This is a genomic window from Pseudomonas sp. LB3P81, from assembly GCF_054897965.1.
This window is the reverse complement of record NZ_JBUBVG010000001.1, coordinates 4343566-4363749: the sequence shown is the minus strand read 5'-3', so window position 1 is coordinate 4363749 and position 20184 is coordinate 4343566. Positions and strand designations below refer to the sequence as shown.

13 protein-coding genes, 2 tRNA genes and 3 rRNA genes are annotated in these 20184 nt (G+C 55.7%); 1 reads left to right on the top strand and 17 read right to left on the bottom strand.

Going from position 1 to position 20184, the window contains the following annotated elements; all coding sequences use genetic code 11:
* Positions 1-201: 201 nt before the first annotated feature.
* From ACYZTL_RS20195 to ACYZTL_RS20130, 14 genes are all read right to left on the bottom strand, one after another.
* Positions 202-2505, bottom strand: a complete 2304-nt coding sequence (locus tag ACYZTL_RS20195) for a PqiB family protein (protein WP_461953232.1) — start codon at positions 2503-2505, stop codon at positions 202-204.
* Complete coding sequence (locus tag ACYZTL_RS20190; RefSeq protein WP_461953231.1) at positions 2498-3121, bottom strand: paraquat-inducible protein A; 624 nt, start codon at positions 3119-3121, stop codon at positions 2498-2500. The genes ACYZTL_RS20195 and ACYZTL_RS20190 overlap by 8 nt, the downstream gene beginning before the upstream one ends.
* Positions 3108-3767 carry a paraquat-inducible protein A gene (locus tag ACYZTL_RS20185; RefSeq protein WP_461953230.1) on the bottom strand — a complete coding sequence of 220 codons (660 nt, stop codon included), beginning with the start codon at positions 3765-3767 and terminating at the stop codon, positions 3108-3110. The genes ACYZTL_RS20190 and ACYZTL_RS20185 overlap by 14 nt, the downstream gene beginning before the upstream one ends.
* Before the next feature lie 148 nt (positions 3768-3915).
* Positions 3916-4031: ribosomal RNA gene (gene rrf / locus ACYZTL_RS20180) — 5S ribosomal RNA — on the bottom strand.
* A gap of 160 nt (positions 4032-4191) precedes the next feature.
* Positions 4192-7083 (bottom strand): 23S ribosomal RNA (locus tag ACYZTL_RS20175).
* A 236-nt stretch (positions 7084-7319) separates the two neighbouring features.
* A tRNA-Ala gene (locus ACYZTL_RS20170) sits at positions 7320-7395 on the bottom strand.
* A 28-nt stretch (positions 7396-7423) separates the two neighbouring features.
* Positions 7424-7500 (bottom strand) — tRNA-Ile (locus ACYZTL_RS20165).
* A gap of 161 nt (positions 7501-7661) precedes the next feature.
* A 16S ribosomal RNA gene (locus ACYZTL_RS20160) occupies positions 7662-9198 on the bottom strand.
* The 16S, 23S and 5S rRNA genes sit together here with 2 tRNA genes alongside, the layout of an rRNA operon.
* 544 nt (positions 9199-9742) lie before the next feature.
* Positions 9743-10363 carry a protein-methionine-sulfoxide reductase heme-binding subunit MsrQ gene (msrQ, locus tag ACYZTL_RS20155; protein ID WP_461953229.1) on the bottom strand — a complete coding sequence of 207 codons (621 nt, stop codon included), beginning with the start codon at positions 10361-10363 and terminating at the stop codon, positions 9743-9745.
* Positions 10363-11376: a protein-methionine-sulfoxide reductase catalytic subunit MsrP gene (gene msrP / locus ACYZTL_RS20150; RefSeq protein WP_461953228.1), complete on the bottom strand. Its 1014-nt coding sequence runs from the start codon at positions 11374-11376 to the stop codon at positions 10363-10365. Before msrP ends, msrQ begins: the two co-directional genes overlap by 1 nt.
* Before the next feature lie 58 nt (positions 11377-11434).
* A complete protein-coding gene (gene pssA, locus ACYZTL_RS20145) occupies positions 11435-12289 on the bottom strand; it encodes a CDP-diacylglycerol--serine O-phosphatidyltransferase (RefSeq protein WP_084323071.1) in 855 nt (284 codons plus the stop codon).
* A gap of 144 nt (positions 12290-12433) precedes the next feature.
* Entirely contained in the window at positions 12434-13450 is a 1017-nt protein-coding gene (gene ilvC, locus ACYZTL_RS20140) for a ketol-acid reductoisomerase (RefSeq protein WP_007948647.1), read from the bottom strand.
* A gap of 48 nt (positions 13451-13498) precedes the next feature.
* A complete protein-coding gene (gene ilvN / locus ACYZTL_RS20135; protein WP_003205610.1) occupies positions 13499-13990 on the bottom strand; it encodes an acetolactate synthase small subunit in 492 nt (163 codons plus the stop codon).
* A 2-nt stretch (positions 13991-13992) separates the two neighbouring features.
* The gene (locus ACYZTL_RS20130) at positions 13993-15717 is read right to left on the bottom strand and encodes an acetolactate synthase 3 large subunit (RefSeq protein WP_461953227.1); all 1725 of its coding nucleotides are present in this window, start codon (positions 15715-15717) and stop codon (positions 13993-13995) included.
* 400 nt (positions 15718-16117) lie between these two features.
* On the opposite strand from ACYZTL_RS20130, the gene ACYZTL_RS20125 reads away from it, so the two are divergent.
* Entirely contained in the window at positions 16118-16540 is a 423-nt protein-coding gene (locus tag ACYZTL_RS20125) for a DUF4124 domain-containing protein (RefSeq protein WP_461953226.1), read from the top strand.
* A gap of 127 nt (positions 16541-16667) precedes the next feature.
* Here ACYZTL_RS20125 and ACYZTL_RS20120 read toward each other — a convergent pair whose 3' ends face one another.
* From ACYZTL_RS20120 to mrcB, 3 genes are read right to left on the bottom strand one after another with little or no spacing between them, the layout of a single operon-like run.
* A complete protein-coding gene (locus ACYZTL_RS20120) occupies positions 16668-17003 on the bottom strand; it encodes a YqcC family protein (protein ID WP_461953225.1) in 336 nt (111 codons plus the stop codon).
* Positions 17003-17737, bottom strand: coding sequence for a tetratricopeptide repeat protein (locus ACYZTL_RS20115; RefSeq protein ID WP_461953224.1), 735 nt, complete (start codon positions 17735-17737; stop codon positions 17003-17005). Before ACYZTL_RS20115 ends, ACYZTL_RS20120 begins: the two co-directional genes overlap by 1 nt.
* Positions 17738-17753: 16 nt before the next feature.
* Entirely contained in the window at positions 17754-20078 is a 2325-nt protein-coding gene (mrcB, locus tag ACYZTL_RS20110) for a penicillin-binding protein 1B (protein WP_461953223.1), read from the bottom strand.
* Positions 20079-20184: the final 106 nt, after the last annotated feature.

Sequence of the window (20184 nt, the reverse complement as noted above, 5' to 3'; positions counted from 1 at the left end):
GTTAAATCGAAGGCAATAAAAAAGGCCGCGATCCAAATGGATCGCGGCCTTTTTCATGGTCATGTCTTTTAGGCTTTCAGTGCATTTGAGGGCCTCTTCGCGGGCAAGCCCGCTCCCACATTTGATCGCGTCCTCATGAAAGAACGCGGTCACTGTGGGAGCGGGCTTGCCCGCGAAGGCGGCGTTCCAGACACCATTGAATTACTTGCCGAGCGATATCTTCGGCGCCCAGGTCAGCCATTCATCTTCAAACTTGTCGAACAACGGGAACGTCTGCTCAGGCCGTGCCGGACCGCCCATGCGATCACCGTCCGGCGTGGCGAAGGCAATGCCACCCTGAATCAGCGTCTCCAGCGATTCGGTGCGTACCGTCGCACCCTTGAACAAACCGTAGTCGAAACCAAAACCGCTGGTGTTCCAGAAACGTGAGCCGCTGCGCACCAATGGCGCGTACTTCGGTTCGATCAGAATGTGCACCAGAACACGGTCAGCGGCCTGGCCTAGTTCATAACCCGTCACCTTACCCACGGTGACCTCGCGATACGTCACCGGCACACCGGTTTTCAACGATCCACGGCGAGCGGCACTCAGGACCAGGCTTAAACCGGCTTCCTGTTTGATGGCCTCCGGCGGATTGGCCAGGGCCACGAAGTTTTTCTGCGGACCAAGGTTCTTCGCTGCTGGCTGCACTTCGATGTACTGGCCAGTCACCAGGGTTTCGAGGTTCGAGGTTTTGATCAGACCCAGCTCGGGTTTGACCACCCAGAACTGACTGCCTTCCCGGGCAATGCGCTCAGGCACTTCGGTGATCCGCGCGGTGAGCAGCACCGATTGCAGGTCATCGCTGAGGTCGACGTCTTCAATCTTGCCGACATCCAGGCCTTTGAATTTCACAGGAGTGCCGCTGCGCAAGCCATCAGCGCGATCGACCTTGATCGTGACCACGGTGCCTTTCTGATTGGCCTCGTCATGGCTGGCGAACAGACGGAAACGCGGAATGCGTTTTTGCAAAGGCGCTTTGGCTTGCGGGGTTTCGAAGGCAATACCGCCGGCCATCAGGCTTTGCAGCGACTCACTTTTGACCTGGATTCCACCGGTCAGTCCACCCGTGAGCGTAATACCACTGGCGTTCCAGAAACGGGTCGAGGCATTAACAAGCCCTTCGTATTCCTTCTCGATGTGCACGCCGATCACCAATTGTTTCTTGGTGCGCGAGAACTGATAGCTCTGTACCGAACCGACCTTGACCTGCTTGTAGAGGATCGGGCTGCCGACCTCCAGTGAACCCAGGTTCTCGGTGAACAACACCAGGTGCAAGCCCGGCGATCGCAAGTCCAGTGGCGGCGCCTTGGCCCGTGCCACATATTCGCGTTGCGGCGCTGCGCCTTTATCGCCGGGACGCACGGCGATGTAGTTACCTTTGACCAGCGCCTCGAGCCCCGTGATACCCGCGAGGGAGATCGACGGTTTGACCACCCAGAACTGAGTGCCCTCGACCAGATATTCTTCGGCCAGTGGATCAAGGGTCAATTCGGCAGTCGCACTAGACAAATCAGGATCGACCTTCAGCGCTTTCAGATTGCCAACCTGAATGCCTTTGTACATCACCGGCGTGCGACCGGCCTGTAAACCTTCGAAATCGCTGAGTTTGACCTTGACTCGAATGCCGGCCGCGGCCGCATCAAAGTCTTCGTAGAGACGGAACGGCAGGCTCGGATCGGTGGGCGGGCTATCCTTGCGGTTTTCCGGTGTGGCGAATGCGATACCGCCGGCGACGATGCTGGCCAGGGATTCGCTGCGCACTTTCACGCCGGACAGGTTAGCGTCGATGCTGATGCCGCTGGCATTCCAGAAACGGGTGTGTTTGCGTACCAGCTTGGCGTAGGTGGGCTCGATGAACACTTTGAGCTCAACGGTGCTTTGGTCTTCGGACAACAGGTAGCTTTTGATCTGGCCAACCCTGATCTGCTTGTAGAACACCGGGCTGCCACGGTTCAGCGAGCCGAGGCGATCAGCCTTGATGGTCAGGTGCAGACCGGGTTGGGCGTCGGACAGCGGCGGCTCTTCGGCCAACGCCTTGAACTTGCGCGTGGGCTCACCTTCACCCGGACTGATCGCGACATAGTTACCGGAGACCAGGGTTTCCAGCCCTGTGATACCGGCCAGGGTCACGCTCGGTTTGACGAGCCAGAAGCGCGTGCTGGTGCGCAGGTATTGCTCCACGTCCTTGTTCATCTCGACGGTGGCAATCACTCCTTTGGAGGCGCCTTCGTCGTCGAGCGTGAGGGTTTTCACCTTGCCGACCGACATGCCTTTGTAAACGACTTCAGTCTTGTTGGCCTGAATGCCCTCACCACTTTCGAAACGCACCTGAATCTCGATGCCGGTTTCGGTGTAGGCACGCCAGCCGAGCCAGCCACCAATGATCAGGGCGATCAGGGGCAACACCCAAATGGCGGACCAGTTCGAGGCGGGTCGGGTTTTCGCTGCAGGCAAATCAGTCATGGTCGTCGTCCGACTCCGTGTTATCCCAAATCAGTCGGGGATCGAAAGTTACTGCGGCAAGCATCGTCAGAATCACCACACTGGCGAAAGCGATGGCGCCAAGATTGGCTTCGACGCTGGCAAGCCGTCCAAAATTCACGACCGCCACGAGGATGGCGATCACAAAAATATCGAGCATCGACCAGCGGCCGATGAACTCGATAAAGCGGTACATCCAGATACGTTGGCGTGCCGAAAGCGGCTGACGGCGCTGCACTGAAAACAGCAGCAATGCGATGCCCACGAGCTTGAACGTTGGTACCAGGATACTGGCGATAAAAACCACGGCGGCGATTGGAATCATGCCGTGTTGAACCAGTTGGATCACACCGGACATGATGGTGCTGGGATCACCGTGACCGAGAGAGCGGACAGTCATGATCGGCAGCACGTTGGCCGGAATGTAGAGAATCGCCGCCGTGACCAGCAACGCCCAAGTACGAACGAGGCTATTCGGTCGGCGGGCATGAACCAGCGCACCACAGCGGGTGCAGACCTGCTCGTCGGCGTCAGCGTCCTGCTTGTTCAACTCATGGCATTCGGTACAAATCAGAATGCCTGCATCAATCGCCCGCATGGGCATCCTCTCCTGATAAAGCCTGCCAGATCTGATGAGGTGACATCACAACCTCCAGCCAAACCTGAACCAACAACAAACCGATAAAGCACGCCAAGCCGAGACCGATAGTCATTGCTGCCATATCTGCCAGTTTGACGATCGCCACCAGAACGCCCATGAGGTAAACCTCTAGCATCCCCCAATCTCGTAGATGGTGATAAATCCGATAAAGCAGTAACCCGTAACTACGGCCAATATCAAAACGAATACTCAGCAGCACGGCCAGTTGGCAGAGCAGCTTGAGTAGCGGGATTCCCATGCTGCACAGAAAGACGATGACCGAAACACTTTGCATCCCGGTATCGAACAGGCCGACAACGCCGGTCCAGACAGTGTCTTGTGACGACTGCCCGAGTAGATTGAGCTGCATGATGGGTAAAAAGTTCGCCGGGATGTACAACAACAGCGCGGCGATAACCAAGGCGAGACTGCGTTGTACAACATTGTGCCGATGAGCATAGAGCTCGTAGCCACAGCGCGGACACAGGGCTTTCTCGCCATGGGCGAGCTTGGGCTTACGCATCAGCAAGTCGCACTCGTGGCACGCCACCAAGTCGTCCAGCGGTAATTCTGACAGCCCGGAGGCGTCAACCGGATCTGGCATAAAGGCTCTGACTCCGAAAAAGTTCGATATATTCTAGTGTCATGAGTCGAAAATAACTGTGCAAATTTGTGCTGGACGGGATCTGGCTTTTATTCCGGGCAAAACAAAACCCCTACCTGCATACGCAGATAGGGGTTTCGGAATTTAATCTTGACGATGACCTACTCTCACATGGGGAAACCCCACACTACCATCGGCGATGCATCGTTTCACTGCTGAGTTCGGGATGGGATCAGGTGGTTCCAATGCTCTATGGTCGTCAAGAAATTCTTGAGCTGACGCGTCTTTCGACGTTCCAGCGAATTGGGTATGCGATAGTTTGTGTGTTTTTACTCGAACTTTCGGTTCGTTTCGTCTTCACACACCGCAATCTGGTGCCTCTTCTGCTTTTCAGCTCAAAGCATGCAAATTGCTTGGGTGTTATATGGTCAAGCCTCACGGGCAATTAGTATTGGTTAGCTCAACGCCTCACAGCGCTTACACACCCAACCTATCAACGTCGTAGTCTTCGACGGCCCTTCAGGGGACTCAAGGTCCCAGTGAGATCTCATCTTGAGGCTAGTTTCCCGCTTAGATGCTTTCAGCGGTTATCTATTCCGAACATAGCTACCCGGCAATGCCACTGGCGTGACAACCGGAACACCAGAGGTTCGTCCACTCCGGTCCTCTCGTACTAGGAGCAGCCCCTCTCAAATCTCAAACGTCCACGGCAGATAGGGACCGAACTGTCTCACGACGTTCTAAACCCAGCTCGCGTACCACTTTAAATGGCGAACAGCCATACCCTTGGGACCGGCTTCAGCCCCAGGATGTGATGAGCCGACATCGAGGTGCCAAACACCGCCGTCGATATGAACTCTTGGGCGGTATCAGCCTGTTATCCCCGGAGTACCTTTTATCCGTTGAGCGATGGCCCTTCCATACAGAACCACCGGATCACTAAGACCTACTTTCGTACCTGCTCGACGTGTCTGTCTCGCAGTCAAGCGCGCTTTTGCCTTTATACTCTACGACCGATTTCCGACCGGTCTGAGCGCACCTTCGTACTCCTCCGTTACTCTTTAGGAGGAGACCGCCCCAGTCAAACTACCCACCATACACTGTCCTCGATCCGGATAACGGACCTGAGTTAGAACCTCAAAGTTGCCAGGGTGGTATTTCAAGGTTGGCTCCACGCGAACTGGCGTCCACGCTTCAAAGCCTCCCACCTATCCTACACAAGCAAATTCAAAGTCCAGTGCAAAGCTATAGTAAAGGTTCACGGGGTCTTTCCGTCTAGCCGCGGATACACTGCATCTTCACAGCGATTTCAATTTCACTGAGTCTCGGGTGGAGACAGCGCCGCCATCGTTACGCCATTCGTGCAGGTCGGAACTTACCCGACAAGGAATTTCGCTACCTTAGGACCGTTATAGTTACGGCCGCCGTTTACCGGGGCTTCGATCAAGAGCTTCGCGTTAGCTAACCCCATCAATTAACCTTCCGGCACCGGGCAGGCGTCACACCCTATACGTCCACTTTCGTGTTTGCAGAGTGCTGTGTTTTTAATAAACAGTCGCAGCGGCCTGGTATCTTCGACCGGCATGAGCTTACGGAGCAAGTCCTTCACCCTCACCGGCGCACCTTCTCCCGAAGTTACGGTGCCATTTTGCCTAGTTCCTTCACCCGAGTTCTCTCAAGCGCCTTGGTATTCTCTACCCAACCACCTGTGTCGGTTTGGGGTACGGTTCCTGGTTACCTGAAGCTTAGAAGCTTTTCTTGGAAGCATGGCATCAACCACTTCGTGTTCTAAAAGAACACTCGTCATCAGCTCTCGGCCTTAGACTCCCGGATTTACCTAAGAGTCCAGCCTACCACCTTAAACTTGGACAACCAACGCCAAGCTGGCCTAGCCTTCTCCGTCCCTCCATCGCAATAACCAGAAGTACAGGAATATTAACCTGTTTTCCATCGACTACGCTTTTCAGCCTCGCCTTAGGGACCGACTAACCCTGCGTCGATTAACGTTGCGCAGGAAACCTTGGTCTTTCGGCGTGGGTGTTTTTCACACCCATTGTCGTTACTCATGTCAGCATTCGCACTTCTGATACCTCCAGCAAGCTTCTCAACTCACCTTCACAGGCTTACAGAACGCTCCTCTACCGCATCACCTAAGTGATACCCGTAGCTTCGGTGTATGGTTTGAGCCCCGTTACATCTTCCGCGCAGGCCGACTCGACTAGTGAGCTATTACGCTTTCTTTAAAGGGTGGCTGCTTCTAAGCCAACCTCCTAGCTGTCTAAGCCTTCCCACATCGTTTCCCACTTAACCATAACTTTGGGACCTTAGCTGACGGTCTGGGTTGTTTCCCTTTTCACGACGGACGTTAGCACCCGCCGTGTGTCTCCCATGCTCGGCACTTGTAGGTATTCGGAGTTTGCATCGGTTTGGTAAGTCGGGATGACCCCCTAGCCGAAACAGTGCTCTACCCCCTACAGTGATACATGAGGCGCTACCTAAATAGCTTTCGAGGAGAACCAGCTATCTCCGAGCTTGATTAGCCTTTCACTCCGATCCACAGGTCATCCGCTAACTTTTCAACGGTAGTCGGTTCGGTCCTCCAGTTAGTGTTACCCAACCTTCAACCTGCCCATGGATAGATCGCCCGGTTTCGGGTCTATTCCCAGCGACTAGACGCCCTATTAAGACTCGCTTTCGCTACGCCTCCCCTATTCGGTTAAGCTCGCCACTGAAAATAAGTCGCTGACCCATTATACAAAAGGTACGCAGTCACCCAACAAAGTGGGCTCCCACTGCTTGTACGCATACGGTTTCAGGATCTATTTCACTCCCCTCTCCGGGGTTCTTTTCGCCTTTCCCTCACGGTACTAGTTCACTATCGGTCAGTCAGTAGTATTTAGCCTTGGAGGATGGTCCCCCCATATTCAGACAAAGTTTCTCGTGCTCCGTCCTACTCGATTTCATGACCAAGAGATTTTCGCGTACAGGGCTATCACCCACTATGGCCGCACTTTCCAGAGCGTTCCGCTAATCTCAAAGCCACTTAAGGGCTAGTCCCCGTTCGCTCGCCACTACTAAGGGAATCTCGGTTGATTTCTTTTCCTCAGGGTACTTAGATGTTTCAGTTCCCCTGGTTCGCTTCTTAAGCCTATGTATTCAGCTTAAGATACCTAACTTATGTTAGGTGGGTTCCCCCATTCAGACATCTCCGGATCAAAGTCTGTTTGCCGACTCCCCGAAGCTTTTCGCAGGCTACCACGTCTTTCATCGCCTCTGACTGCCAAGGCATCCACCGTATGCGCTTCTTCACTTGACCATATAACCCCAAGCAATCTGGTTATACTGTGAAGACGACATTCGCCGAAAATTCGCGATTAAACTCACAAATTTTACCTTAGCCTGAATAAACACCAGTGAAAGTGCTATCCAGTCTATCTTTCTATCACATACCCAAATTTTTAAAGAACGATCTAGCCAAAGACTAGAAATCAACATTCACCATGATCACCATGGAATGCTCATTTCTAAGCTTTCAACAAACAGAAGCAGTAGTGGTGGAGCCAAACGGGATCGAACCGTTGACCTCCTGCGTGCAAGGCAGGCGCTCTCCCAGCTGAGCTATGGCCCCGTATTGCTACAGGTTCCCACACAAAAATTGGTGGGTCTGGGCAGATTCGAACTGCCGACCTCACCCTTATCAGGGGTGCGCTCTAACCAACTGAGCTACAGACCCAATTTTGAGCTATCAGGCCGACCTCACCCTGCTCTTTACCACAAAGCATGGGGTGCGCTCTAACCAACCAAGCTACAACCCGTCAGGGCTGCTTCTTATCGTCTTCTTCAATGAATCAAGCAATTCGTGTGGGAACTTATGGAGCAGCTGATGTCGTCGATTAAGGAGGTGATCCAGCCGCAGGTTCCCCTACGGCTACCTTGTTACGACTTCACCCCAGTCATGAATCACACCGTGGTAACCGTCCTCCCGAAGGTTAGACTAGCTACTTCTGGTGCAACCCACTCCCATGGTGTGACGGGCGGTGTGTACAAGGCCCGGGAACGTATTCACCGCGACATTCTGATTCGCGATTACTAGCGATTCCGACTTCACGCAGTCGAGTTGCAGACTGCGATCCGGACTACGATCGGTTTTATGGGATTAGCTCCACCTCGCGGCTTGGCAACCCTCTGTACCGACCATTGTAGCACGTGTGTAGCCCAGGCCGTAAGGGCCATGATGACTTGACGTCATCCCCACCTTCCTCCGGTTTGTCACCGGCAGTCTCCTTAGAGTGCCCACCATGACGTGCTGGTAACTAAGGACAAGGGTTGCGCTCGTTACGGGACTTAACCCAACATCTCACGACACGAGCTGACGACAGCCATGCAGCACCTGTCTCAATGTTCCCGAAGGCACCAATCCATCTCTGGAAAGTTCATTGGATGTCAAGGCCTGGTAAGGTTCTTCGCGTTGCTTCGAATTAAACCACATGCTCCACCGCTTGTGCGGGCCCCCGTCAATTCATTTGAGTTTTAACCTTGCGGCCGTACTCCCCAGGCGGTCAACTTAATGCGTTAGCTGCGCCACTAAGAGCTCAAGGCTCCCAACGGCTAGTTGACATCGTTTACGGCGTGGACTACCAGGGTATCTAATCCTGTTTGCTCCCCACGCTTTCGCACCTCAGTGTCAGTATCAGTCCAGGTGGTCGCCTTCGCCACTGGTGTTCCTTCCTATATCTACGCATTTCACCGCTACACAGGAAATTCCACCACCCTCTACCATACTCTAGCTTGTCAGTTTTGAATGCAGTTCCCAGGTTGAGCCCGGGGATTTCACATCCAACTTAACAAACCACCTACGCGCGCTTTACGCCCAGTAATTCCGATTAACGCTTGCACCCTCTGTATTACCGCGGCTGCTGGCACAGAGTTAGCCGGTGCTTATTCTGTCGGTAACGTCAAAACACTAACGTATTAGGTTAATGCCCTTCCTCCCAACTTAAAGTGCTTTACAATCCGAAGACCTTCTTCACACACGCGGCATGGCTGGATCAGGCTTTCGCCCATTGTCCAATATTCCCCACTGCTGCCTCCCGTAGGAGTCTGGACCGTGTCTCAGTTCCAGTGTGACTGATCATCCTCTCAGACCAGTTACGGATCGTCGCCTTGGTGAGCCATTACCTCACCAACTAGCTAATCCGACCTAGGCTCATCTGATAGCGCAAGGCCCGAAGGTCCCCTGCTTTCTCCCGTAGGACGTATGCGGTATTAGCGTCCGTTTCCGAGCGTTATCCCCCACTACCAGGCAGATTCCTAGGCATTACTCACCCGTCCGCCGCTCTCAAGAGAAGCAAGCTTCTCTCTACCGCTCGACTTGCATGTGTTAGGCCTGCCGCCAGCGTTCAATCTGAGCCATGATCAAACTCTTCAGTTCAAACATCTTTGGGTTTTTAAGAAACCCTAAACTTGGCTCAGCAATCGTTGGTTACATCTTTGATTTCTCGCGGAGTAACTTGTGATGCTGATAATCTTGTTGACTATCAGTCTGACTCCACAAGCACCCACACGAATTGCTTGATTCAGTTGTTAAAGAGCGGTTGGTTAAGATCTTTCGTCTCAACCGAGGCGCGCATTCTACAGCGTCCTCTGTATCTGTCAAGCGGTTATTTTCAGAAGTTTTCAAAGTTTCCTTTGCAACTTCAACCACTTGCGCTTCCGATCTCTCGTTAGCGGGAGGCGAATTCTACAGCGTTACTCGCTGCTGTCAACACCTCTTTTTCTCCGCTTTCGACCGAGACGATCGAAACGTCAATAAGGCGAAAACACACTGCCTTACCAACTCCTTCTGGGCTTCGATGATCTGAAGCAACTCACTGTCGAAAACTGCGTAACTCTTTGTTTACCAAGGAGTTTTCCGTTTCGACTGCGCCGGAAGTGGGGCGAATTATAGACTTCCAGAATCTGCCGTCAACCCTTAATTACACTTTTCTTTCAGCAGATGACTTTTTAGCGGTTAAACGTGGAATTCGGCGGGTTACAGGTGGCAAGCGCAGCACTAATAGCAACACCCCTATAGAGGCATAGACCGCCCACTCCTTTAGATCAGCTCGCACAATCCACAACATATGCAGCAATCCGAGCCCGAGAGCGACATAGACCAGTCGATGCAACTTCTTCCAGCGAGATCCCAAACGCCGCTGACTGTAGCGATTGGAGGTCAACGCCAACGCCAACAAACAAAGGAATCCCAGCGCCCCGACAATAATGTACGGCCGCTTGCGCAACTCGACACCCAGCTGGGACCAATCGAAACCAAGAATGAACGCCGTATATCCGCTCAAATGCAGAACAACGTAAGCGAAGCACCACAACCCCAGTTGCCGACGGACAGCAATCCACCCCGCCCAACCGGTGAGTTTCTGCAAAGGCGCCATGCTCAAACTAATAAGCAACAGCACAAGCGTCCCCAGCCCCAACCGATCAACCAGTACCTTGCCCGGATCTGGCCCCAGCACATCCGCCCAAGCCTGATAGAGCCAAAGCAACGGCCATACTGCCGCTGCGATAAAGACACCCACTCGCCACAACGGATATCGCATCAGTAGTTCTTCCGCAGATCGAGCCCTGTATATAAAGAAGCGACTTCTTCCGAGTAGCCGTTGAACATCTGAGTGTCGCGGACATTGGGCTTGAACAGACCGCTCGGCAATCGCCGCTCCCGAGCCTGCGTCCAGCGTGGATGGTCGACTGTCGGGTTCACGTTGGCATAGAAGCCGTACTCGTCCGCAGCAATGCTCTGCCAGGTAGTTTTCGGCTGTTCGCTGACCAGACTGATCCGCACGATGGATTTGATGCTCTTGAAGCCATACTTCCACGGCACCACCAAACGCAGAGGCGCGCCGTTCTGGTTAGGCAACTCGCGCCCATACATGCCCACCGCAAGAATGGCCAACGGGTTCATCGCCTCATCGAGTCTTAGCCCTTCTACATAAGGCCAGTCGATCAAGGCAAAACCAGAGCGCTGCCCCGGCATGGTTTTAGGATCCTGCAGAGTTTCGAAGCGAATGAACCTGGCCCTGGAGGTCGGCTCTACTTCCTTGAGCAAGGCCGATAGGGGAAAACCAATCCACGGGATGACCATCGACCAGGCCTCCACGCAGCGAAGACGATAAATACGCTCCTCCAACTGGTAGGGCTTCATGAAGTCTTCCAGCGCATAGCGACCCGGCTTGCCCACCTCCCCGTCCACCACCACGCTCCAGGGTTCAGTTTTCAGCGCACCAGCGTTGGCCGCCGGATCACCTTTGTCGGTGCCGAACTCATAGAAGTTGTTGTAGTGGGTCGCATCCTTGAATGGCGTGATCGCTTCATCCTTGACGTTGATCGCTCCCCACTTGGTAGAAGGAAGTTTCTCGGCAAACCAGGAAGGCGCCTTGCCAGGCTCGACATCCGGATAGCGCGCGGCATCGTCCGCGCTGACCCAGCTCGGCAAGCTGCTCACAGCCAAACCGGCAACGGCAGCACCCAGTACATTTCGACGAGATAGATAGAGGGATTCAGGCGTAACATCCGACTCACGGCAGTCAGACGTCTTGGGGACTTTGATCAGCATGGCAACTCCGCAGCACTGGAGGACAGATGCACCAATAGACTGCGGAGTATGAGGGAAATTACGTGTTTTTGTGCCGGCGAAGACGTAACAGATATTGAATCGGACCAGATGCTGCATAGGCGAGGAAAACCAGCAGCAGGATGCGCGGCGGATCGCTGAACACAACGGCGAAGACCAATACGACAGCAAGGATCGCCACGAAAGGTACACGCCCTTTCAGGTCCAGCTCCTTGAAGCTGTTGTACTTGATGTTGCTGACCATCAGCATGCCGGCGGCCGCGACCATTAGCGCTACCAGGAAAGACATCTTGGAGCCCTGGATGCCGTAATCGCTGAATGCCCAGACAATACCTGCAACCACACCTGCTGCTGCCGGACTGGCCAAGCCGATGAAGTAGCGCTTGTCGGCAGTGCCGACCTGGGTGTTGAAGCGAGCCAGACGCAGTGCAGCGCCAGCGACATAAATGAAGGCGACCATCCAGCCGACCTTGCCCATGTCGCCCAAGGCCCAACCAAATGCCAGCAATGCCGGTGCGACACCAAAGGCGACCATATCCGACAGCGAGTCATACTCGGCACCGAAGGCACTTTGCGTGTTGGTCATCCGGGCAACACGACCGTCAAGACCGTCGAGCACCATGGCAACGAAAATCGCAATCGCGGCAAACGCAAAATACTTGCTCGCGCCAATCGCATCACCGGCACTCAAGGCACTCTGGGCACTCATCGAATTGATGATGGAGTAAAACCCTGCGAACAGGTTCGCAGTGGTGAACAGATTCGGCAGAAGATAGATACCACGATGCCGGACTTTACGACCTTCAGCGTCATGCCCTTCTTCGATGTGCTCATCGATGGGCAGCAGGCTTTCGGCGTCAGAAGCCTGGTTTGGCTCTTCGGGACGTTCGCTCATGGACATTACCTTGCAACGGGGTGGAAAGTTTCGACAGGTGTCTGGGACGAGGGTTCGGCCGCAAACGATGCAGCTTTATACCAGAACCGGCGTCCCAAACGAAAAAACGCGGCCTAGGCCGCGTTTTCCGTACAAGTGCGCGACTTAGTTTTTGGCTTTGTCGACGATCTTGTTGGCACCGATCCACGGCATCATGGAGCGAAGTTGCTCGCCGATGATTTCGATACCGTGAGCGGCGTTGTTACGACGCTTGGCGGTCATCGAAGGATAGCCGGTTGCGCCTTCGCTGATGAACATCTTGGCGTATTCGCCGTCCTGAATACGTTTCAGGGCGTTGCGCATGGCCTGACGGGATTCGGCGTTGATCACTTCCGGACCGGTCACGTACTCGCCGTACTCGGCGTTGTTGGAGATCGAGTAGTTCATGTTGGCGATACCGCCTTCGTACATGAGGTCAACGATCAGCTTCAGTTCGTGCAGGCATTCGAAGTAGGCCATTTCCGGCGCGTAGCCAGCTTCAACCAGGGTTTCGAAACCGGCTTTGACCAGTTCAACAGTACCGCCACACAGAACGGCTTGTTCGCCGAACAGGTCGGTTTCGGTCTCGTCCTTGAAGGTGGTTTCGATGATGCCGGTGCGACCGCCACCCACGCCAGCAGCGTAGGACAGTGCAACGTTTTTGGCGTTGCCGGATGCGTCCTGGTAGATAGCGATCAGGTCAGGGATACCGCCGCCTTTCACGAACTCGGAACGTACGGTGTGGCCCGGTGCTTTCGGCGCGATCATGATCACGTCGAGGTCTGCGCGCGGAACAACCTGGTTGTAGTGGATCGCAAAACCGTGGGAGAAGGCCAGGGTGGCGCCTTTCTTGATGTTCGGCTCGATTTCGTTTTTGTACAGGGCGGACTGGAACTCGTCCGGGGTCAGGATCATGACCAGGTCGGCAGCAGCAACAGCGGAAGCAACGTCAGTCACTTTCAGGCCGTGAGCTTCTGCTTTGGCAACAGTCGCCGAACCTTTACGCAGGCCAACAGTGACATCAACGCCGGAGTCTTTCAGGTTGCACGCTTGAGCGTGGCCCTGGGAACCGTAACCGATGATGGCAACTTTCTTGCCCTGGATGATCGACAGGTCGCAGTCTTTTTCGTAATAAACTTTCATGAAATTCCCCTATATATCCAGGCCGTTCAGGCCATTCGCTAATTTGGTTTAGATGCTGAGTACTTTGTCGCCGCGGGCGATACCGGTTACGCCGCTACGGACGGTTTCCAGGATCGACGCGGTGCCAATGGACTGAATGAAGCTGTCGAGCTTGTCGCTGGTACCGGTCAATTGAACGGTATACACGCTAGCGCTGACATCGACGATCTGCCCACGGTAAATATCGGTGGTGCGCTTGATCTCGGCGCGCTGGGCGCCAGTGGCCTTGACCTTGACCAGCATCAGTTCGCGCTCGATATGAGCACTTTCCGACAGGTCGACCAGTTTGACCACTTCAATCAGCTTGTTCAGGTTCTTGGTGATCTGCTCGATGATCTCATCGTGGCCCACCGTGGTCAGCGTCAGACGCGACAGGGTCGGGTCTTCCGTCGGCGCCACGGTCAGGCTTTCGATGTTGTAGTTGCGCTGCGAGAACAGGCCGACTACACGAGACAGAGCGCCAGGTTCGTTTTCCAGAAGCAAGGAAATAATGTGCCGCATGATTAAGTACGCTCCGTCTTGCTCAGCCACATATCGCGCATGGAGCCGTCTTTGATCTGCATCGGGTAGACGTGCTCGCTGGTGTCGACCGAAATATCGATGACCACCAGGCGATCTTTCATGGCGAACGCCTCTTCCATCTTCGACTTCAAATCTTTCGATTCGGTGATGCGCACGCCGACGTGACCATAGGCCTCGGCCAGCTTGACGAAGTCAGGCAGCGATTCCATGTAGGAGTGCGAGTGGCGGCTGCCGTAACTCATGTCTTGCCACTGGCGAACCATACCCAGAACACCGTTGTTCAGGATGACGATCTTGACCGGCAAACCGTACTGCAGGCAGGTCGACAATTCCTGAATGTTCATCTGGATACTGCCCTCGCCTGTCACGCAGACGACGTCGGCATCCGGAAAGCTCAACTTGATGCCCATGGCCGCCGGAAAACCGAAGCCCATGGTGCCCAGGCCACCGGAGTTGATCCAGCGGTTCGGCTTGTTGAACTTGTAGTACTGCGCCGCGAACATTTGGTGCTGACCCACGTCGGAGGCGACAAAGGCATCGCCCTTGGTCACTTCGCACAGGGTTTCGATCACGGTCTGCGGCTTGATGACGCTACCGTCGCCTTTGTCGTAAGGGAACAGGCCGCGATCACCGCGCCATTCATCAACCTGCTTCCACCAGCTGGCAACGGACTCCTTGTTCGGGGTCTCGCCGATTTCCTTAAGAATCGCGACCATCTCGGTCAGGACGCTCTCGACCGGACCGACGATAGGTACGTCGGCCTTGATGGTCTTGGAGATCGAAGCCGGGTCGATGTCGATGTGAATGATCTTGGCGTTCGGGCAGAACTTCGCCGGGCCGTTGATCACGCGATCGTCGAAACGCGCGCCGACTGCGAGGATCACGTCAGCATGGTGCATCGCCAGGTTAGCGGTGTAGCTGCCGTGCATGCCGAGCATGCCGATGAACTGACGGTCGGTGCCAGGGTAGGCACCCAAGCCCATCAGGGTATTGGTCACTGGCAGGTTGAGCATCTTCGCCAACTCGGTTAGCGGCGCGGAGCCACCACCGAGAATCACGCCACCGCCTGCGTACATAACGGGACGCTTGGCCGCCAGGAGCATTTCTGCTGCCTTGCGGATTTGCCCGGAGTGGCCGCGAACGGCCGGGCTGTAGGAACGCAGCTTGGCTTTTTTCGGGAAGATGTATTCGTACTTCTCGGCCGGGTTGGTCATGTCTTTCGGGATATCGACAACGACCGGACCAGGGCGACCGGATTGCGCCAGGTAGAACGCTTTCTTCATGACTTCCGGGATTTCCGAGGCGTGCTTGATCATGAAGCTGTGCTTCACGATCGGCCGGGAGATACCGATCATGTCGGTTTCCTGGAACGCATCGGTGCCTACCATGGTGCTAGGCACCTGGCCGGAAATGACCACCATCGGAATGGAGTCCATGTAGGCCGTGGCAATACCGGTGATGGCGTTGGTTGCGCCCGGGCCGGAAGTCACCAGTACCACGCCGGCTTTACCGGTGGCACGGGCATAGCCGTCAGCCATATGGGTCGCAGCCTGCTCGTGACGAACCAGGATGTGGGTTACTTCCGGTTCTTTGAACAGGGCATCGTAGACATGAAGAAGAGCACCACCCGGGTACCCGTAGATATATTTGACGCCTTCGTCACGCAAAAAGCGGACGAGCATCTCACCGCCAGATAAAAGCTCCACGTTGTTCACCTCTAAAACGCCAGAATACCGCCCACATGAAAGAGGACGGGTCTTAATAGGTTTACTTCTCGGCAGAGCATGAGCGACGGTGGTCGCCGACTACGTCAGCACTGACTGAGCAAGTATTGGGATCGTCCCAAGTGTTGCGGGCTTTTCCCACCCAGCGCGAGGTAACGCGTTGCGGGTGTAACAGGTCGGCGCGGATGTGCGCCTCATGATCTGCCGAGTGGGTCTGCTTCTGGCAGTCCCTCTACAGCGGACTTTGGATTCTTCTGTTTCGTCCCCTGCAAGTCAAGTCGTCAATGTGCTTTATTGAAGTAAGCACATGAGAAAGCAAGAAAAAACCGCGAAACAGCGACTGTGTTAGCTTCAATTGCGCAACCCACTACAAGGAAATGGCATGCGAACGTTTTTCCTGACCGCCAGCCTGCTGATGGGCATCAGCCCTGTGTCCATGGCTGCACAGATTTACACATGGGTCGATGAGCGGGGCGTTACCCACTTCGATGCGCAACCACCCCAGGGCCGGGAAGCCACGACCGTGGTCACGCCCTCCCCCTCTGCGAGCAAGCCGGCTACGCTGCCACGCAGTAATGCCATCGGTGACCAACAGGCCATCGATAAGACCGTGAAAAAACAGGTCGCCGAGCAGCAAGCCCAACTGAAGGTGTTCTGCGAGCAGGCGCGGACGAACCTGGCTCAACTGCAGAACAATCCGCGATTACGGGAGGATGTCGAGGGTGAGATGCGCCGCCTGACTGACGAGCAACGTCAGGACCGCACCGCCGAAGCACAGCGACAGATCGCAGAAAACTGCCAGTAATCATATGCCGGAGCCTGTAGGAGCTGTCGAGTGAAACGAGGCTGCGATCTTTTGACGTTGCTATCAAAAAACAAAATCAAAAGATCGCAGTCTCGTTTCACTCGACAGCTCCTACAGAGATCGAGGGTCAGCGAGAGGCGGTGATTAGCTGGTCGAACTCTTTCAGCAGCACCTGCAACTGCTTATCCCTGCCCTGAACATTGCGGGCGGCGAAGACCATTTCGGCCATCTCCTGAATGCCCGAGGCATTGGGCAGCGGTAAATCCTGCTCCAGGATTGTTTTCATGCGCGGCAGGAAAATCCATTGCAACCACTGCTCGAAATCCAGCGTATCGACCGAAAAGGGTTCGACACTGGACAGCGCTTCGGCGGAGGGCGAGACATCGTCCCACCATCCCTGAACGCGCAGCTCACGCTCAATCAACAGCAACTGCTCGGCAATCTTCGGAAAGCGTGCGTCCATCACGACGTAACCCTGGCCTTTTGACGGGCCAGTGATGCACCTGCGGAATCACCCTGTTTCTCACGAGCTTGCGCGATCAATTCCCACAGGCTGGCCTGAAGCGCCGGACGACCGTTGGCGAAGGTCAGACCACGACGAGCGAACTGTTCGGCTTGGGCTGCATCGCCTTGAGCCATGCGCACCTGAGCCAGACGATAAAGCACTTGTGGCTCACGCGGCGCAACACGTTGGGCGCGCTCGAGACTGGAAGAGGCACCGTTAAGGTCACCACCGGCCTGTTGCTGCTGTGCGGTGGTCAGCAACGCCAACACCGGACCGTCCAGTTGCTCATCGGCGGACAGGCCACCGGCGCTCGAGGAAGGAGTCCCGCTCGGCGTCGACGGCATGCTGTAGCTGCCCTGATTGATCGGCGCCGACTGAACCGGCGAGGTGTCGATCGGCCCCGGAGTAATCGGGCCAGGGGTAATCGGCGAGGTGCTGATCGGTGCCGACGTCACTGCACCACCACCCGGCACCATCACCACGACGCCGGTATCACCTTGCGGAATTTCCTGGGCCCGGGATTGCACAGGACGTTTAACCGTCGTCTGACGATAACCGCCATTCGCCGACACCCGTTCACTGTTGGAAACGGCGCTGCCGGAATCTACAACCGGAATCGAACCGCGCTGTACGCTGGAGCAACCGCTGAGCAAAGCCACGGCGGCAACCGCTGGAATCAACCACTTGTTCACTTGAAATCCTCTTTGCTTAATTCATCCAGCCCTTGACCCAATCCATCACCGTTTCGCCGGAAGCAGGGCTTTCGCCACCGCAAGCGGCGCCAGGAGGCGGTTCGCTGCCGCGAATATACGGCATCTGCACGGCGCCTGGGCAGTTGGCATCAGAGCCTTGTCCGGTATGTGAATCGACCCAGGCCTGAACCACATTGTCCGGCTGCGGCATGTCCAATGGCAACGGATCGGCCTTGCGCATGAAACTGGTCCAGACCTGCAACGCGCCAGTGGCGCCAGTGAACGGTGTCTTGCCGTTATCGTCGCGACCCAGCCACACCACCGCCAGCAAGTCCTGACTGAAACCGGCGAACCAGCTGTCTCGCGAATCGTTACTGGTACCGGTCTTGCCGGCCAGCGTCAGGGTTTTCGGCAACACGTTGTAGACCGAACTGCCGGTGCCTTCACGCATGACCCGCTGCATGGCGCTCTGGATCAGGTAAATAGAAGCCGGATCGAAACGCTGCTGAATCTGGAACGGATAACGCTTGAGCGGCTCGCCTTCGGCCGTCAGTACGCTACGAATCCCACGCATCGGCGTATTAAACCCACCGTTGGCGAGTGTCTGGTACATGGTCGCCACTTCGATCGGGGTCATACCGCCCGCACCCAGCAGCATCGACGGGAATGCCGGGAACTCGCGACTCACACCCAGGCGAGCGAGAGTCTTCAAGACATTCGGCACGCCTACCGCCAACCCGAGACGTGCAGTCGACAGGTTGTAGGAATGCGCCAGGCCTTGATAAAGGAAAACCGTGCCATGGGAACGACGATCATAGTTCTGCGGTTTCCAGACCTGCCCGTCCGCGCCTTTCACCGAGAAGGATTCGTCCGACAGCCAACTGGTCAACGTGTACTGGCTCGGCTTCTCAAGGGCTGTCAGATAAACCGCCGGTTTGATCAACGAGCCGATCGGTCGCACAGCATCCAGCGCCCGGTTGAAGCCGGCGAAGCTCGCCTGACGACTGCCGATCATGGCCTGGACTTCACCGGTTTCCGGGTTGGTCACGACCATTGCCGCTTCAACATCATCGGAACCTTTGCGTCCGGACAAACGCTTGAACGTATCGTTGACCGACGCTTCCGCTTTCATTTGCAGAATCGGGTCGAAGCTGGTGAAAATCCGCAGGCCTTCTTCGGTCAAGTCTTCATCGCGATAGTCTTCGCGCAACTGACGTTTAACCAGGTCGAGAAAACCAGGGAACGAGCTGTCGGCCAACTTGCCGCGCGTCGTCACGCCCAGCGGCATTTTCTTCGCAGCCGCGACCTGCTCGGCGGTAGCGACGCCTTGTTGCTCAAGCACATCGAGCACCAGGTTGCGCCGCTCGAGCGCCCGCTCCGGGTTGCGACGCGGGTTGTAATAGGACGGCCCCTTGACCATGCCCACCAGCATGGCGACTTGATGCAGTTTCAACTCGGACAACGGCTGCCCGAAGAAGAACTGGCTGGCCAGACCGAAACCGTGCACCGCCCGCTGGCCATCCTGACCGACGAACACTTCATTGAGGTAAGCCTCAAGAATTTCCCGTTTGTCGTAATGCAGCTCCAGCAACATCGCCATCATGGCTTCGGTGAGTTTGCGGGTCAGGCTGCGTTCGCTGGTCAGGTAGAAATTCTTGACCAACTGTTGGGTCAGCGTACTACCGCCCTGGGTCATCTTGCCGCCAGAGGTGTTAACCCAGATGGCGCGGGCAATCGACTTGGGCGACACGCCCCAATGGCTATAGAAGTCCCGGTCTTCCACTGCGACCAGGGTTTCCAGCAGATACGGTGGCACCTGATCAATTTTGATCAGAATGCGGTCTTCGAGATTCTTCGGGTAAATCCCGCCGATCAGCAGTGGCTCCAGTCGAACCACAGACAGCTGCGAACCGTTGGTCGCCGACAGCTCAGCCACGTAGTCGCCGGAGAACCGCACGCGCACGGGCTGGGCTTTCTCCAGGCCTTCATAGAACTGGAAGCCACGGGTATTCAAGTCGACGGTGCTGCCGTTGACCGCCGCCGCGCCGGGGCCGTTGCTCACACTTTCGCGACGATAGCCCAAGGCATCGAGCTCGGTGAGGAAGTCATCCTTGCTCAGCTTCTGGCCGGTGAACAGCTCCAGAGGGCGCGCATACACCTTGGCCGGGATGGTCCAGCGCTTGCCGGAGAACTTCTCCTGGACGATGGCGTCGAGGTACACCGCGAATCCGGCGAGCACCACGAGGCCGACCAGACTGAGTTTAAGGGCCCAGCCCAGCCAGGGGCTCAGGCCTCTGGAAGGTGGTTTTTTAGGGGTGCGAGGGGATCGAGTACGAGTCATGGCGCCGGATTATACGCACTTTATTCATACTCAACAGGAGCCCGCCGAGGTTTGCGTCAGGCGGACTTGCGGCCATAATGACGGCCGTGAATTTTCCCAGACTCTG

Bases quoted from the DNA above. Each gene is read 5' to 3' on its own strand.
- ACYZTL_RS20195 (WP_461953232.1), bottom strand. From the start codon at position 2,505: ATGACTGATTTGCCTGCAGCGAAAACCCGACCCGCCTCGAACTGGTCC.
- pssA (WP_084323071.1), bottom strand. From the start codon at position 12,289: ATGAGCGAACGTCCCGAAGAGCCAAACCAGGCTTCTGACGCCGAAAGC.
- ACYZTL_RS20125 (WP_461953226.1), top strand. From the start codon at position 16,118: ATGCGAACGTTTTTCCTGACCGCCAGCCTGCTGATGGGCATCAGCCCT.
- msrP (WP_461953228.1), bottom strand. From the start codon at position 11,376: ATGCTGATCAAAGTCCCCAAGACGTCTGACTGCCGTGAGTCGGATGTT.
- ilvN (WP_003205610.1), bottom strand. From the start codon at position 13,990: ATGCGGCACATTATTTCCTTGCTTCTGGAAAACGAACCTGGCGCTCTG.
- mrcB (WP_461953223.1), bottom strand. From the start codon at position 20,078: ATGACTCGTACTCGATCCCCTCGCACCCCTAAAAAACCACCTTCCAGA.
- ilvC (WP_007948647.1), bottom strand. From the start codon at position 13,450: ATGAAAGTTTATTACGAAAAAGACTGCGACCTGTCGATCATCCAGGGC.
- ACYZTL_RS20190 (WP_461953231.1), bottom strand. From the start codon at position 3,121: ATGCGGGCGATTGATGCAGGCATTCTGATTTGTACCGAATGCCATGAG.
- ACYZTL_RS20185 (WP_461953230.1), bottom strand. From the start codon at position 3,767: ATGCCAGATCCGGTTGACGCCTCCGGGCTGTCAGAATTACCGCTGGAC.
- msrQ (WP_461953229.1), bottom strand. From the start codon at position 10,363: ATGCGATATCCGTTGTGGCGAGTGGGTGTCTTTATCGCAGCGGCAGTA.
- ACYZTL_RS20120 (WP_461953225.1), bottom strand. From the start codon at position 17,003: ATGGACGCACGCTTTCCGAAGATTGCCGAGCAGTTGCTGTTGATTGAG.